The sequence below is a fragment of the Gluconobacter sp. Gdi genome (assembly GCF_014132155.1).
Classification (GTDB): Bacteria; Pseudomonadota; Alphaproteobacteria; order Acetobacterales; family Acetobacteraceae; genus Gluconobacter.
In genome coordinates this window covers 99,678-113,369 of the sequence record NZ_BLJQ01000002.1, presented here as the reverse complement: position 1 = coordinate 113,369, position 13,692 = coordinate 99,678, and the positions used below count along the sequence as shown (strand labels likewise).

The following is a 13,692-nucleotide window of genomic DNA, read 5'->3' as shown; positions in this document are numbered from 1 at the left end:
TCTCAGGGCCGAACCATGATCATGATGACAATGATCACCATGAGAATGGTCGGTACCTCATTTGCGATCCGGTAATATTTCTCGGAATACGGATTACGGTCTTCTGCGAACAGACGACGCCATTTGCTGCATGCCCCATGAAACCCCATGAGGCCGAGAACGCAGATCACTTTTGTCCACCACCAGCCGCTGTTCCAGTCCACCAGACCCGGCACCGACGACATCATGCCCCCCACGAGCACGGTAACAATCATCGCAGGCGTCATGATCTGACGGAGAAGCTTGCGCTCCATGATTTTGAAACGTTCGCTCTCCGCAGTACCAGGCGTTGTCTGGGTATGGTACACGTAAAGGCGTGGCAGATAGAATGTCCCCGCCATCCAGGCTGTGAAGGCCATGATATGGAGGGACAGGAACCAGCTCAGGTGATCAACAACAAAGTCCATCAGTTCTCTTTCTGGCTTTGAAGTGTCTTGCGAAGCAGCGGTACCAGTTCGGAGAGATGACCGATCCTGACGAAGCCTGGCGTTGGCCAAAATGCCGGCAGAGGGAGGTCTTCTGAACGAAGAAGCACACAACTCATACCAGCACGCCGGGCGGCTTCAGCACCCGTGTCACTATCCTCAATCACAACACAGCTTTCTGGCAGAACACCTTCTGCTTTTGCAGCGTACAGATAAACCTCAGGAGACGGCTTCGGCTCATCCATGTCATTTGCTGAATGGACCCGGTTTTTCGCGAAAAACGTGGTCATCTGCGTCCGTTCAAACTTGGCGTCCATCTCTACGACAGATGAGTTCGAACCAACACGAAACGGCAGTTGTAAACCACGTATTCCCTGCAGCATTTCTGGCGCACCCTCTACAGGTTCTGCCATTTTTTGCATCAGGCGTACAAGATTTTCCCTCATTTTGAGTGCCGTATTTTTAGGAAGAGCATGTCCCGTTTCATGCTCTAATTCTTTCACGACCTGAGAGAGTGCCTTACCTGAAAACCTGTCATGAGCCTCATCGTCTGAAATCTTGAGACCAAGCGACCGAGCGAATTCTGCTGTGGCCCGACAGGACGCACGCTCACTGTCCACGAGTACGCCGTCACAGTCGAAGATGACCAGTTTCAGCTGGCCTGCTGCATCCAGAGCCGTGGTCATATTGCGCGCACCGCTTCAACCAGAGCACCGATATTTTCAGGGGGCGTGTGCTGCATGACGCCGTGTCCCAGATTAAAAACATGAGAACGTCCGCGAAGCGCATCCCGGATACCCTGAGCCTCACGCACCATGGCCTCACCGCCAGAAAACAGGACCATCGGGTCCATGTTTCCTTGCAGCGTCACGTTTGGTACCAGCTCCGCAATCTGCGCCGGATCAGCCACTGTATCGAGCGCCAGCGTATTGATCCCGGTCTTTTCTGCGTATTCGCGTATCATGATCCCTCCGAGGCGCGGAAAACCGATAATCGGCGTTCCCGGATGCTTCTCCCGGATATGACGCACGATCTGCCGGGTGGGTTCGATCACATACCGACGGAACGCATTGGGAGGAAGAATTCCAGCCCAGGAATCGAAGAGCATGACAGCTTCGGCCCCGGCTTCAATCTGGCCGCAAAGCATCTCTGCCGTGCTGATCGTCAGAGTTTCAATCAGACGGTCAAACAGCGCTGGATCAGTTTGCATCATTTTGCGGGTATTGGCGAAATCCCGCGATCCGCCGCCCTCAACCATGTAACAGGCGACCGTAAAGGGGCTACCAGCAAAGCCGAGCAATGTCGTGACATCTGGGAGCGATTTACTCAGTCGCGACAGTGTCTCCCGCACAGGCGCCGTGGCTTCCTGTACACGCTTGGGATCAAGTTTTTCCAGATCTGCCTGAGAACGGATGGCGCCAAGAACCGGGCCCCGACCATCAATGAATTCAAGAGACTGACCCATTGCCCAGGGCAGAATGAGAATGTCCGAGAACAGAATTGCTCCGTCCATTCCATACCTGCGGATCGGCTGCAGGGTCAGTTCTTCAGCCATGTCCGGAGTCATGCAGCGCGTCAGGAAGTCGGCCTTGTCACGCATGGCACGAAATTCGGGAAGGTAACGCCCTGCTTGCCGCATGAGCCAGACCGGCGGGGGCCAGACAGCTTCACCCTTGAGAGCTCTCAGGAGCGGTTTCGAGGATGGGGAGAGGGGTGCGTTTTCCGAATTCATGCCGCTCACTAACCATGAAAGAAATAAGAAAGAAATCCTGGAGGATAGGATGATCCCTGTGGATACCGGGGTACCCGGCTCTCTAAAAATGTACCCCGTCTTACTCACACTGTGTACAACTGCAAAACCCGCAGTGGACAAGGGGGTGCAGGATTCTATCCCGATTTGCTCACAGACCCCCTGTGTACAACCCCCAAAATTTGGGGGCGTACCCAACAATCCACGGTACTCGGTACTTTCCCGCAAACTTCAAGTACTGTCCCCATGTACCCCAGTACTGACACAATCTTTTCACCGGGTCATACGCAGTACTGGTACTCGTGCTCGCCGTCGATAGTTTGGAGTCGCATCTTATGACCTTGCTCAATAATTCCATAATCCTCGCAAGTGGCTCGAGTGCCCGGCGAGTACTTCTGGAAGAGAGTGGTCTGATCATTCAGGTTCGACCGGTAGATCTGGATGAAGAGGCTTTGCGCCAGCAGTGTGAAAGTGAAGGAAAATCTCTGGGAGACACGGCTTTGGCTCTCGCGGATGCCAAAGCGAGGCTTGCGGCCGATGTATCGTCTGACACCAGTCTGATTATCGCTGCTGACCAGATCCTCGATCTGGACGGAACAGCCTTTGCGAAACCGGAGGATCTCAATGAGGCAAAGACGCATCTTAAATGCCTTCGAAACCGCACGCATATTCTTCAGACGGCTGTTGTTTTGTATCGGGGGACACAGAAAATCTGGGAGACACTCGCTACTCCTCAAATGACGATGCGCGCCTTTTCCGATGAATTTCTGGAGCTCTATCTAAAGGAAGAGGGAGACAGGATACTGTCCTGCGTAGGGGCTTATCGGCTGGAAGGCTTGGGTATTCAGCTCTTTTCCAAAATTTCGGGCGATCAGGATGCTATCCTTGGGCTTCCACGGCTTTCGCTTCTTGAGAAGCTGCGTCAGGAGAACGTGATTCTAGCCTGAAAAAGTGTTTTTATGGCTTGTCACGATGAAAACATCCTTATATACCGCGCTCATCCGGCTCCACCCCAAAGGGGCTGTAGATGAAACACGTGGGGCCATAGCTCAGTTGGGAGAGCGCCTGAATGGCATTCAGGAGGTCGTCGGTTCGATCCCGATTGGCTCCACCAGTTTCTCCCAAAAAATCTGAAATTATGCTCTGCGATTTTTGTGTTTCTACACACGAAGTGCGTATTGCCGGATCAGACCTTACCCTTTCAATATGAAGGATCAGGTCTGTGTCCAAATTCAGGGCAGTGGGCGAACGAGGTCTGCAATCAGACCGTTCGTCGCTATGAGAGCATCCTGAGGTCCAAGTTCCAGAAGAAGGCCCCGGTCTCCGCCATTGATGACGATGGGCGGTCCATCCATTGCACTTTGATCAAAAGCTGTTGGTACAATACTGCGCTGGCCGAACGGACTGACACCACCAATTTTGTACCCTGTCCGCTGTTCTGCCTCTGGGCGGGACAGCATTTTAGCCTTTCGTCCTCCGAATGCCGCCGCAACACGTGTAAAATCCAGCTCTCTATCAGCGGGCAGGACAACACAGGCAGGGCGACCATCAATCTGAACCATCAGGGTTTTGAGAACATGATCCGGGGAAAGACCAAGGGCTTTGGCGGCGGCAATACCCAGTTTCCCCGCGGATGGATCATAGTCATAAATGCGACGCTGATAGGGTATGGACAGAGCATCCAAGGTCAGGGTTGCGGAAGTGTCCTGTGTATTCATTCCTGTTGCTCTTATTCTCTCGGCTTGTCATGTCAGGATGGCAGGTAGGGTCAGAGGATGCTAGACTATGAGCTTCTTTAATAAAGATGACAGGGTTTCATGGCCGCTGGTTTCCTAGCCTGTATGTTTGCTTCGGCTTTGCATTATCGCATTCCTCCCCGTGTTCTTCCCGCAATCCAGCGGGTTGAGGGTGGAGTGATGGGCAAGGTTAGCCAGAATAAGGATGGATCAGTGGATATTGGTCTCATGCAGATCAATTCGCGGTGGATCCTTCCTATTTCATCCATGCTGCACCAGAGCCCTGCCCAGATTGCAACGCGACTGGCCCTTGAGCCTTGTTTCAATGTTGCTGCCGCTGCGATGATCCTTCGCACCGCTCTGGATAATGAACACGGGAATCTCATGCGCGCCATTGGAGATTACCATTCGCGGACCGTGCCATTGAATATGGCGTATCAGCGTAAGGTTCTTGCCGCAGCAACCGAACTTTACGTAAGGCCGCCGTCCAGAGGATAGCCAAAGGAAGAATGTTATCTTATAACGTTTTTCCTTTCCATCCGTCCGGGGAAACTCATGCGCTGTGTCCGAACCCTGTTTCTGGCTGGTTCGCTTCTGACTGCGCCTTTTGCATATGCTGCTCCGCTGCCTGTGGTCTGCGTTGAGGCAGCTTGGTGTAATATTGCAGCGCAGATTGGTGGACCAGCCGTCCAGACACAGTCATTAATTTCAACTCCGGGCATCGATCCACATGAATTGACGCCAACGCCGTCCATGGCGCGGAACATGGCTCATGCCAGCGTCATCGTTCTGAATGGCGCGACCTACGATGACTGGGCAGTCCATTTTTCTCCTTCATCAGCAACACGAATTATTGCGGCCGAAGAAGCGGGATGGCGCGCAGGGGATAATCCGCATCTGTTCCTCGATCTGAGCGCCGTGCGTAAGGTGGCGTCAGCCGTGGCGGACGCGTTTATAGCGCGAGGCCTGGATCAGACGGATATTCGCAGTCGCCTCACAAGCTTTCTGACACAGGTTGATGCTTTGTCTGGCCAGACAGCGGCCATCAGGCAGAAACACGACGGGACTATCATCGGTGTCATGGAACCGGTGGGAGCTGATCTGATCCAGACGATGGGACTCAGGATCATTGACCCCGGGTTTGCCCTGTCGATCATGCATCATAGCGAACCGTCTCCGCGCGATGTGGCTCAACTGGAAACTGCAATCGATAGCAGACAGATCAGATTTCTGATCGTCAATCCTGCCGTCAGGTCTCCACAGATTGACCGTATGATAGAGCGGGCTAGGGGCAGCGGTCTGCCGCTGGTTATGATAGGAGAGACGCTCCCTGTCAGCCAGCAATGGCAAGACTGGGTCTCGTCGATCCTTCAGTCCGTTCAGCAGGCACTTGATGGCCAGTCCCGATAACCTTGTTCTTGAGAATGTTACCCTCTGTGCAGGCCAGACACGTGTTTTAAATCAGGTTTCCCTGACCGTACCTCTTGAAGGCATTACGCTTCTGTCAGGCCGAAATGGTGCAGGAAAATCGACTGTTCTGCGGGCCTGTCTGGATCTTGTAAGGCCCGAAAAAGGACAGATCCTGATTGATGGCCTCCCACCCGGAATGACCTGTGAACGCATTGGATACATGCCGCAGGGCTTGAGCGATGCGGCTCTCATGATCCCGGCGATCAGTCATGTGATGGCTGCCATGGATGGTGCGCGCTGGGGTGTGCCTATTCGTTTTGGTCAAAGAAAAAGGGAGGCCGAGAGGCTTCTTGCCCTGACTGGAGCACTTTCTTTCTCAAAACGGCCTCTGGGACATCTGTCAGGGGGAGAGCGACAGCGTGTCTGTCTGGCGCAGGCACTTGCTGGTCAACCGGGTCTGCTTCTTCTGGACGAACCCCTTGCCGCCCTGGATCACGACGCGCAGCAGCAGATTGTTTCCCTGCTGGTATCACTCACCCAGACCCTTGGCGTTTCAATCCTTATGACATCTCATGAAACTGCCGCGCTGGAAGGAAAGGTAACGCGCGTTCTGGCTCTGGAAAATGGCGAGTTGCATGTTCGAATTTGAATTCATGCGGCATGCATTTCTGGGATGCACGCTCGTCTCTGTTCTCGCAGGAACTGTGGGATGGTTTCTGAGCCTGCGGCGACAGGCTTTTGCCGCCCATGCTCTGTCCCATATTGGCTTCAGTGGAGCCGCAGGGGCAGTCTGGCTTGGCGTTTCGCCTCTCTTCGGGATGATTGCTTTCAGCCTTCTGGCAGGCCTTGCCATAGGAAGCGAAGGTGAGGGACGCGGTAAAATTCCCCCTCAGAGAGACAGCACGATTGGCCTTGTGCTTGCTGCCAGCCTTGGCGTGGGCACCTGGTTCCTGCATGAGGCCAACGGAGCCTCCAGCATGGCGACGACACTGCTATTTGGGGATGTGCTCGGAATTGACACTCTAACGCTGTTTATTCTGGCTGGAGTGACGGCTCTTTGTCTGGCAGGGCTGGTTTTTCTTGGGCGGCCGCTTCTGTTTTCGAGCCTAACGCCAGAAGTAGCGCGTGCGCGTGGTGTTCCTGTGCGTCTGACGTCCCTGGGGTTTATGGCTATAGCAGCTTTGGCCTGTTCAGCCTGTGCTGAGGTCTCCGGCGCATTGCTGGCCTTCAGTCTCATGATTGGCCCGGCGGCTACGGCATTGAGGCTAGGGCTATGCCCGGCGATGGGACTACTGGTTTCGGTATTGCTCGCTCTTGTCCTGTCCTGGGGCGGTCTGATGCTGTCCTGGATAACGGATATTCCTATTCCATTCTGGATTGGGTTGGGAGCAGGAGTTTTTTACGGATTGGCGAACGTTTGGACGCGTTTCAAGGCTAGTTGAGTGTTCCTGCACACGAGGACACAAGCACGATAAAAGCCACAAGACCAATATGCATGATGATCAGGGCTCTGCCAGAGATGTATGGGACATCACGGGTGGTATCAGGTGTAGGCGTTAGCATCGAGGGCCTCCGGAGCAATCCTGGAATTCATATAGAGTTCTGATTTTCATGGCTAGAATAAGTGGAAAGTCACTTAATTTTCAAAAAAATAGAAAAATGCAGAAAAACTGAATAGATTGCGATATGTTAATGTCATTATGCCAAATGATACAAAAACATCTCGACCTGCTCGTGAACAGATAGACCTCTCACAGGTTGAGGTCTCACCAAACGCGAAATTGATCCTGATGCTTGCAGCTATGGTTGCTGCAATCTGTGGTGGTCTCTACGGTTACGACACGGGCATCATCTCAGGCACATTGCCTTTGATTGGTGATGATTTTCATCTGAACTCCACAATGAAGGAAAGTGTAGCTTCGGCTATTCTCCTTGGCGCAGTATTCGGAGCCTTTATAGCCGGATCTTTGTCAGAGAAATTCGGGCGCCGCACCACAACATGTCTGGTTAGTGGTGTCTTTGTCCTTGGCGCGACAACATGTGCTTTCTCTCCGGATGTATGGAGCCTCATTGCCGCACGGTTTGTGCTTGGACTTGCCGTTGGTGGTTCCACACAGGTTGTGCCGATGTATATTTCGGAACTGGCTCCCCAAGAACGGCGGGGAAGCCTGGTGACGATGTTCAATGTGGCCATCGGTCTCGGTATTCTGATTGCTAACATTATCGGTCTTACCCAGCGCACAAACTGGGGTTGGCGCCCTATGGTGGGGATTGCCGCCATACCGGCTGCCCTCGTCTTCGTATCCATGTTCTTCATGCCGAAAAGCCCGCGCTGGTCTGCTGAGAATGAAGGCATGAAGAATGCCATTCTTCATCTTAGCCGTATCCGCACCACAAAAAGGGCTGTTCGCAAGGAAGTCGAAGCCATTCGTGAGAATGCAGAGGGTATCAAGCAGGAGAACCGAGGGTGGTGTGGTCTTTTTCAGCCATGGGTTCGTCCGGCTCTGGTCGCAGCACTGGGCGTGGCGTTTTTCACCCAGTGTGGTGGCCTGGAGATGATGATCTACTATGCCCCAACATTTTTGAATGATGCTGGTTTCGGCGCATCGTCGGCGCTTTGGGCCTCGCTTGGTGTCGCGATCGTTTATTGCATCATGACCATTCTGGGCTGTCTTTTCGTAGACCGGATCGGTCGGCGTCGCCTGATGCTGATCATGGGCCCGGGGGCTGCACTCTCGCTGGTTGGTCTGGGTATCATGTTCATGCTTCACCCGGCCGCAGGCAGCGCGGGGTCTTATCTGATCGTGGCGTTCCTGCTGTTGTTCATGATGTTCAACTCTGGTGGCATTCAGGTCTGTGGCTGGCTGTTGGGCGCTGAAATGTTCCCGCTGTCCATGCGTGGTCAGGCAACCTCGCTACATGCAGCTACTCTGTGGGGGGCTGATCTGCTTGTCACCAGCACAGCGCTTACGATGGCAGAGGGAATTGGTCTGACATGGACGATGTGGTTTTACGCCTTCGTCAATCTGGCTTCTGTCATTTTTGTCTTCTTCTTTGTGCCAGAGACATCAGGTGCCTCTCTCGAAGATATTGAAGACGCTCTGGTGGAAAACCGTTTCCGGCCTACTCGCGATAACAAGCGCATTGTGCCGGAAGACGATGAAGAGGACGCACGCTCCGCTGCATGATAGCTTTCCCTTTTTGAAGGGAAACATACATGTTGGATGTTATTGCAAAACGGGTTGTTGCCGCGCGAAGTGGCAGCAACCCGTTTGTCATTGGGCGTATGAAATCTGGTTGGCTGGTGATCGGTGAGACGCAGCCGCTTGCAGGATACTGCCAACTCTTGGCTGATCCTGTCGTGTCTTCCCTAAATGACCTGAAAGGTGAGGAGCGGATTCAATATCTTCTGGATGTTGCTGCCGTCGGTGATGCTCTTCTGGCTCTTACCGCTTCAAGCCGCATCAATTACGAAACATGGTGCAATCTGGCACCGTCTCTTCATACGCATATTGTTCCGCGGTATGCCTCAGAACCTGAAGACCTGCGCATCAAGGCAGCCAGTATCGCTTATGATTATGCGTCTGCGCGCCCGTTCAGTCCTGAGCATGACGGGGCCTTCATGGACGCCATGCGGCGCGAGCTACATATTCAGCCTTGAGTCGGCTGTCGGCCCGCGAGAAGAAACCAGAGACGGAAAATAGCGGTCTCACAACGTGTCTGGCGCTGAAGTTCTCTTCGCCTCCAGAGGATTTTAATTCTGGCTCTTAACGTCCGGGCTCCGGCCAGTTCTGACAGAAGGGTCTGTGCGTCTTCTGTCAGGATATCTGGCTCATGGAGCAGATGCTGAACATTGGACTCAAAGATCGTCATGAAGACGCCGGGTCCGCGTCTGAGAGCACTTAAGCCTCGGCTGAGAAGCGAGCGTTTGGCTCCTACGGTGTTGCGCGCGTGCTGGCGGTAATAGCTGACACACCGCTCATCAAAAAAGACTTTGCCGCCAGAGGCCATCGTAACGAGATAAGCCCACCAGTCATGCAGGATGAAGGGCGGAGGTAGTCGCTCATATAAAAGCTCATATGTCGCTGCGTTGATAACAACTGTGTGCCCGGTTGCGATGTTTTGCGTCAGAGCGGATGCAAAGTCAGGGGTTCTGCTGAGGGACGCCGACTTACTGAACACGTTGAGCGAAGAATCTGTCAGATACTGACGGGCACAATATAAAGCGGGCACATCGAGCGGCTGTCTCTGGAGCCATTCCAGCGCCCATTCCAGCTTTTTGGGCTGCCAGACGTCATCCTGGTCCGCGAACGCTACGAATGGCGTTGGAGGAATGGAATCCAGAAGATGCAGATAAGACCCCGTTACGCCCATATTGCCCATGACGGATGTAATTTCGATGCAACGCCCGTGACCGCGATGCTCTTCAAATGAGAGCATGATCACACGGGAGGCATCAGTTGATCCGTCATCACGCCAGTAAAGGACCCAATCCGTGTGGGTCTGGGCGAGAATGCTGTCGAGCTGAGCGTTGAGATAGGTTTCGCCGTTATGCAAGGACAGTAGAATGGCGACACGGTCTGTCCTGTCGGCGGTCTGGCTTGCTCCTCCCCGTATCATCTGTGGATTCCAGCGGCGAATGCCGGAGTGGGGAGAAGACATAATATCCTTGGTTGAAACGGGTCAGGAAACTAGGGTCATCCTGCAAGGTTGCTGGGATGACCCCTTATTCTCAGGTTGCTGCGAAAAGCCGGTGGACTGTCCGCGCCACGCTCTCACGCCATTCTGGCAGACGAACACCGAAAATACGATGCAGTTTCGAGCAGTCCAGTCGGGAATCCTGCGGGCGCTTGGCAGGGGTCGGCCAGTCTTCCGTCCGGATTGCACTGACTGTTGGCATGGTCTGACCATGCTTTTCTGCTTCTTCGAGCGCGGCAACAGCCAGACCGTGCCATGTCGTTTCGCCTGTGCCGCTGGCGTGATAGATGCCACCAAATTCCGGCTTCCAGCCATCTTTTTTGATGAGGGCCAGAATAGCGAGAATAGCATCAGCCAGATCGTCAGAACTGGTGGGGTTGCCGCTTTGATCGCCAACAACCTTGAGCGCCGGATTTTTAGCGCCGGCATTGATCATGGTCTTGACGAAATTCTTGCCGTGAGCGGAGTAAACCCAGGAGGTCCGAAGAATGATGCTCTTCGGGTTTGCCGCCAGAACAGCCTGTTCGCCGTCAGCTTTGGTGCTGCCATAGACTGTTTCAGGGCTTGTAGGATCCTCTTCCGTGTAAGGAGATCCCTTGTCACCAGAAAAAACATAGTCCGTTGAAACATGGATGAACGGAATGCCGGCCTTTGCGCAGGCTTCCGCGAGCGCCTTGGGGCCTGAGCAGTTGGCGCGCTCGGCTCCAGCTGTTTCCGTTTCTGCCAGATCAACGGCCGTCCAGGCAGCTGCATTTACGACAGCTTCAGGGCGGTATTTTTCAATCGCTGCGGAAATGGTTTCCGGTTTGTCGAAGTCGAACTCCGGGCGCCCAACACGGATGATCTGATCACCCCCGATGTTCGCAAGAGACGTCGCAAGCTGGCCATTGCCGCCCGTGACAAGGATAGGACCTGTGCTGGACATAATGCGACTCACTTTTCGTAAGAGAACCAGCCCTTGGCTGCGGAGAAGTGTGGAGCGACCTTATCCTTGTCGGAAAGGACGGCTTCTTCTTCGGAAATGGGCCAATCAATGTTCAGGTCGAGACAGTTCCAGATGACGGCCCGCTCGGAAACCTTGCTGTAAAGCGATGTGCACTTATACTGAACTTCCGTGTTCTCTTCGAGAGTCACGAAGCCATGCAGAAAGCCCGGCGGCACCCAGAGCTGAGACCAGTTTTCAGCAGAAAGCTCAGCGGCCACCCATTGACCGTATGTTGGTGAGCCTGTGCGAGCATCCACAGCGACGTCCCAGATCGCGCCACGTGTTACACGAACCAGCTTTCCCTGCTCATAGGGGGCAAGCTGGCAGTGAAGTCCACGAACAACGCCTTTTTCGCAGGACAGGCTTTGATTGTCCTGAACGAACGGAAGGTTGATACCCGCTTCTGTCATACGATCGAGATTGTAGGTCTCCGAAAAGAAACCCCGATTGTCACTAAAACGTGGCGGCGTGACGAGAATGACGTCTGGAATGGCGAGACGTTCAACCTTCATGACGAATTCCTTTTTATAAACGATGTCCGGGAGCGGAGACAAAACAGAAAGGGGACAGAAAAAACGCTGTCTGGGAAATTCAGACAGCGTTTTGGACATCCAGTTCAGGAAGCGTGGTCTGCCAGTTCAAGCAGAAGGCGGCCGAGTTCTGTTTTGCCCATTTTTTTTGCATGGGCACGAAGCTGGTCAGCGTTGATGAACTTGTTGCGGAACGCGACTTCAGCAGGTGAGCCAACCAGCATGCCCTGACGGGACTGAATGGTCTGAACGAAGGTTCCAGCCTGCATCAGGCTATCTGGCATACCAGCATCAAGCCAGGCACAGCCACGACCAAGGCGGTCAACCTGCAGAGTACCTTCTTCAAGATACATACGGTTGAGATCGGTAATTTCCAGTTCGCCGCGGGGACTGGGTTTCACCTTCTTGGCGAAATCCACAACGCGATGATCATAGAAATACAGACCTGTGACGGCCCAATGGGATTCCGGTTGAGCTGGTTTTTCTTCGACTTTTAGAGCTCGGCCGCTTTCATCAAACGAGACCACGCCATAGCGCTCAGGATCACGGACCTGATAGGCGAAGACGGTTGCGCCTTCCGGCCGGTTCGATGCTGCGCGCAGCAGCACACCCAGATGTTCGGAGAAGATCAGATTGTCGCCGAGAGCGAGTGCGCAAGGAGCGCCCTGGATCCAATCTTCGGCAATCAGAAACGCCTGTGCCAGACCGTCTGGGGACGGCTGAACCCGGTATTCAAACTTCACGCCAAACTGTGATCCATCGCCCAGAAGACGCTGGAACTGCGGCATGTCATGCGGGGTCGTGATGATCATGATATCCCGGATTCCCGCCAGCATCAGCGTGGAAAGGGGATAATAGATCATCGGTTTGTCGTAGACCGGCAGGAGCTGCTTTGAGGAAGCAAGCGTCATGGGATACAGGCGTGTGCCCGAACCGCCAGCCAGGATAATGCCCTTCATGGGCTTCGTCTCGATCGTGCTCATGCGCGTGTTCCCAGTCGCTGTCCCGTATAACGCTTGGAGCGGATTCCTTCCCACCAGTCACGGTTGTCGAGATACCACTGAACCGTTTTGCGGATGCCAGTTTCGAAATCGTTCTTGGCTTTCCAGTCCAGCTCCTTTTCGGCATGGGACGGGTCGATTTCATAGCGGAAATCATGGCCGGGACGGTCTGTCACATAACGGATCAGACGCTCACGCGGGCCTTCCGGGTCTGGCAGGAGTTCATCCAGAACGGCGCAGATCTTCTTGACGACTTCGAGGTTCGTGCGCGGCTGACGGGCACCGATGGCATAGGTCTCACCGGGCTTGCCAATTTCGACAGCGCGAACGAGAGCTTCAGCATGGTCCTCAACGAACAGCCAGTCGCGAATGTTCTCACCCTTGCCATACACCGGCAATTCACGACCTTCGATGGCATTGATGGTCACGAGCGGAATGAGCTTTTCCGGGAAGTGCCAGACGCCGTAGTTGTTGGTCGTATTGGTGACGAAAGTTGGCAGACCGTAGGTATGATACCAGGCACGAACCAGATGATCGGAAGAGGCTTTTGATGCGGAGTAGGGGCTGCGTGGATCGTAAGGGGTCGTCTCGGTGAAAGGCGGATCATTTGGCTCTAGATGGCCAAACACTTCATCCGTTGAAATGTGATGGAAGCGGAAAGCCGCTTTCTCATCATTTCCAAGATTGCTCCAGTATTTCCGGGCAGCTTCCAGGAGAGAGTAAGTGCCGACAATATTTGTCTGGATGAAAACGCCAGGACCATCAATCGAGCGGTCTACATGGCTTTCAGCAGCCAGATGCATGACGGCATCCGGGCGATATTCCTCAAAAAGGCGTTGCATTTCAACGCCATTTACGATGTTCGCCCGTGCGTGGGAATAACGCGGATCAGAAGCGACTTCGGCTACGGTGTCTTCGGACGCTGCATATGTCATGCAGTCCACATTCAGAACGCTGTGTTCAGTGTTCCTGATAATATGACGCACCACGGCCGAACCTATGAAGCCGCAACCGCCTGTCAACAATATCCGCATTTCAACCTCTTAACATCACGGTAGGAGCTTCAGCCCCGTCACGAAGAAGTATCTTACAGTGTTGTACAAGAGGCGCAAATTTTG

General features: G+C 53.9%; 16 protein-coding genes and 1 tRNA gene. 8 read left to right on the top strand and 9 right to left on the bottom strand.

Going from position 1 to position 13,692, the window contains the following annotated elements; genetic code table 11:
- Positions 1-2 precede the first annotated feature (2 nt).
- From hemJ to hemE, 3 genes are read right to left on the bottom strand one after another with little or no spacing between them, the layout of a single operon-like run.
- Positions 3-446, bottom strand: coding sequence for a protoporphyrinogen oxidase HemJ (hemJ, locus tag JN414_RS04450; protein WP_373687830.1), 444 nt, complete (start codon positions 444-446; stop codon positions 3-5).
- Complete coding sequence (locus JN414_RS04445) at positions 446-1,150, bottom strand: HAD family phosphatase (protein ID WP_202206883.1); 705 nt, start codon at positions 1,148-1,150, stop codon at positions 446-448. Before JN414_RS04445 ends, hemJ begins: the two co-directional genes overlap by 1 nt.
- Positions 1,147-2,196 (bottom strand): uroporphyrinogen decarboxylase, encoded by a 1,050-nt coding sequence (hemE, locus tag JN414_RS04440; protein WP_202206882.1) that lies wholly within the window; start codon positions 2,194-2,196, stop codon positions 1,147-1,149. The genes JN414_RS04445 and hemE overlap by 4 nt, the downstream gene beginning before the upstream one ends.
- Before the next feature lie 353 nt (positions 2,197-2,549).
- Between hemE and JN414_RS04435 the strand changes: the two genes are divergently transcribed.
- Together JN414_RS04435 and JN414_RS04430 are read left to right on the top strand one after the other, a co-directional pair.
- Positions 2,550-3,161 (top strand): Maf family protein, encoded by a 612-nt coding sequence (locus JN414_RS04435; protein ID WP_202206881.1) that lies wholly within the window; start codon positions 2,550-2,552, stop codon positions 3,159-3,161.
- A 91-nt stretch (positions 3,162-3,252) separates the two neighbouring features.
- Positions 3,253-3,328: transfer RNA gene (locus JN414_RS04430), tRNA-Ala, on the top strand.
- A gap of 118 nt (positions 3,329-3,446) precedes the next feature.
- On the opposite strand, the gene JN414_RS04425 is transcribed toward JN414_RS04430, so the two are convergent.
- The gene (locus JN414_RS04425; protein ID WP_202206880.1) at positions 3,447-3,932 is read right to left on the bottom strand and encodes an aminoacyl-tRNA deacylase; all 486 of its coding nucleotides are present in this window, start codon (positions 3,930-3,932) and stop codon (positions 3,447-3,449) included.
- Between the two features lie 99 nt (positions 3,933-4,031).
- Here JN414_RS04425 and JN414_RS04420 point away from each other — a divergent pair, with 99 nt between their 5' ends.
- From JN414_RS04420 to JN414_RS04395, 6 genes are all read left to right on the top strand, one after another.
- Positions 4,032-4,448 carry a lytic transglycosylase domain-containing protein gene (locus tag JN414_RS04420; RefSeq protein ID WP_202206879.1) on the top strand — a complete coding sequence of 139 codons (417 nt, stop codon included), beginning with the start codon at positions 4,032-4,034 and terminating at the stop codon, positions 4,446-4,448.
- A 57-nt stretch (positions 4,449-4,505) separates the two neighbouring features.
- Positions 4,506-5,360 (top strand): metal ABC transporter solute-binding protein, Zn/Mn family, encoded by an 855-nt coding sequence (locus tag JN414_RS04415; RefSeq protein WP_202206878.1) that lies wholly within the window; start codon positions 4,506-4,508, stop codon positions 5,358-5,360.
- Positions 5,344-6,009, top strand: a complete 666-nt coding sequence (locus tag JN414_RS04410) for a metal ABC transporter ATP-binding protein (protein ID WP_202206877.1) — start codon at positions 5,344-5,346, stop codon at positions 6,007-6,009. Before JN414_RS04415 ends, JN414_RS04410 begins: the two co-directional genes overlap by 17 nt.
- Positions 5,996-6,802: a metal ABC transporter permease gene (locus JN414_RS04405; protein ID WP_202206876.1), complete on the top strand. Its 807-nt coding sequence runs from the start codon at positions 5,996-5,998 to the stop codon at positions 6,800-6,802. The genes JN414_RS04410 and JN414_RS04405 overlap by 14 nt, the downstream gene beginning before the upstream one ends.
- 258 nt (positions 6,803-7,060) lie before the next feature.
- Complete coding sequence (locus JN414_RS04400; protein ID WP_202206875.1) at positions 7,061-8,548, top strand: sugar porter family MFS transporter; 1,488 nt, start codon at positions 7,061-7,063, stop codon at positions 8,546-8,548.
- Between the two features lie 29 nt (positions 8,549-8,577).
- Entirely contained in the window at positions 8,578-9,021 is a 444-nt protein-coding gene (locus JN414_RS04395; protein ID WP_202206874.1) for an HIT family protein, read from the top strand.
- Here JN414_RS04395 and JN414_RS04390 read toward each other — a convergent pair.
- The 5 genes from JN414_RS04390 to rfbB all read right to left on the bottom strand — a co-directional run bounded on the left by JN414_RS04390 (position 9,012) and on the right by rfbB (position 13,608).
- The gene (locus tag JN414_RS04390; protein ID WP_237389869.1) at positions 9,012-10,022 is read right to left on the bottom strand and encodes a glycosyltransferase family 2 protein; all 1,011 of its coding nucleotides are present in this window, start codon (positions 10,020-10,022) and stop codon (positions 9,012-9,014) included. The two genes, JN414_RS04395 and JN414_RS04390, sit on opposite strands and share 10 nt — an antisense overlap.
- Positions 10,023-10,092: 70 nt before the next feature.
- Positions 10,093-10,983: a dTDP-4-dehydrorhamnose reductase gene (rfbD, locus tag JN414_RS04385; protein ID WP_237389868.1), complete on the bottom strand. Its 891-nt coding sequence runs from the start codon at positions 10,981-10,983 to the stop codon at positions 10,093-10,095.
- A gap of 8 nt (positions 10,984-10,991) precedes the next feature.
- The gene (rfbC, locus tag JN414_RS04380; protein ID WP_202206872.1) at positions 10,992-11,555 is read right to left on the bottom strand and encodes a dTDP-4-dehydrorhamnose 3,5-epimerase; all 564 of its coding nucleotides are present in this window, start codon (positions 11,553-11,555) and stop codon (positions 10,992-10,994) included.
- Between the two features lie 104 nt (positions 11,556-11,659).
- Positions 11,660-12,532: a glucose-1-phosphate thymidylyltransferase RfbA gene (gene rfbA, locus JN414_RS04375; protein WP_202207245.1), complete on the bottom strand. Its 873-nt coding sequence runs from the start codon at positions 12,530-12,532 to the stop codon at positions 11,660-11,662.
- A 20-nt stretch (positions 12,533-12,552) separates the two neighbouring features.
- On the bottom strand, positions 12,553-13,608 hold the full coding sequence (rfbB, locus tag JN414_RS04370) for a dTDP-glucose 4,6-dehydratase (RefSeq protein ID WP_202206871.1): 1,056 nt from the start codon (positions 13,606-13,608) through the stop codon (positions 12,553-12,555).
- Positions 13,609-13,692 lie beyond the last annotated feature (84 nt).

Bases quoted from the DNA above. Each gene is read 5' to 3' on its own strand.
- JN414_RS04395 (WP_202206874.1), top strand. From the start codon at position 8,578: ATGTTGGATGTTATTGCAAAACGGGTTGTTGCCGCGCGAAGTGGCAGC.
- JN414_RS04435 (WP_202206881.1), top strand. From the start codon at position 2,550: ATGACCTTGCTCAATAATTCCATAATCCTCGCAAGTGGCTCGAGTGCC.
- JN414_RS04415 (WP_202206878.1), top strand. From the start codon at position 4,506: ATGCGCTGTGTCCGAACCCTGTTTCTGGCTGGTTCGCTTCTGACTGCG.
- rfbB (WP_202206871.1), bottom strand. From the start codon at position 13,608: ATGCGGATATTGTTGACAGGCGGTTGCGGCTTCATAGGTTCGGCCGTG.
- JN414_RS04420 (WP_202206879.1), top strand. From the start codon at position 4,032: ATGGCCGCTGGTTTCCTAGCCTGTATGTTTGCTTCGGCTTTGCATTAT.
- JN414_RS04425 (WP_202206880.1), bottom strand. From the start codon at position 3,932: ATGAATACACAGGACACTTCCGCAACCCTGACCTTGGATGCTCTGTCC.
- JN414_RS04390 (WP_237389869.1), bottom strand. From the start codon at position 10,022: ATGTCTTCTCCCCACTCCGGCATTCGCCGCTGGAATCCACAGATGATA.
- rfbA (WP_202207245.1), bottom strand. From the start codon at position 12,532: ATGAAGGGCATTATCCTGGCTGGCGGTTCGGGCACACGCCTGTATCCC.
- JN414_RS04445 (WP_202206883.1), bottom strand. From the start codon at position 1,150: ATGACCACGGCTCTGGATGCAGCAGGCCAGCTGAAACTGGTCATCTTC.
- JN414_RS04405 (WP_202206876.1), top strand. From the start codon at position 5,996: ATGTTCGAATTTGAATTCATGCGGCATGCATTTCTGGGATGCACGCTC.
- rfbC (WP_202206872.1), bottom strand. From the start codon at position 11,555: ATGAAGGTTGAACGTCTCGCCATTCCAGACGTCATTCTCGTCACGCCG.
- JN414_RS04400 (WP_202206875.1), top strand. From the start codon at position 7,061: ATGCCAAATGATACAAAAACATCTCGACCTGCTCGTGAACAGATAGAC.
- hemJ (WP_373687830.1), bottom strand. From the start codon at position 446: ATGGACTTTGTTGTTGATCACCTGAGCTGGTTCCTGTCCCTCCATATC.
- hemE (WP_202206882.1), bottom strand. From the start codon at position 2,196: ATGAATTCGGAAAACGCACCCCTCTCCCCATCCTCGAAACCGCTCCTG.
- JN414_RS04410 (WP_202206877.1), top strand. From the start codon at position 5,344: ATGGCCAGTCCCGATAACCTTGTTCTTGAGAATGTTACCCTCTGTGCA.
- rfbD (WP_237389868.1), bottom strand. From the start codon at position 10,983: ATGTCCAGCACAGGTCCTATCCTTGTCACGGGCGGCAATGGCCAGCTT.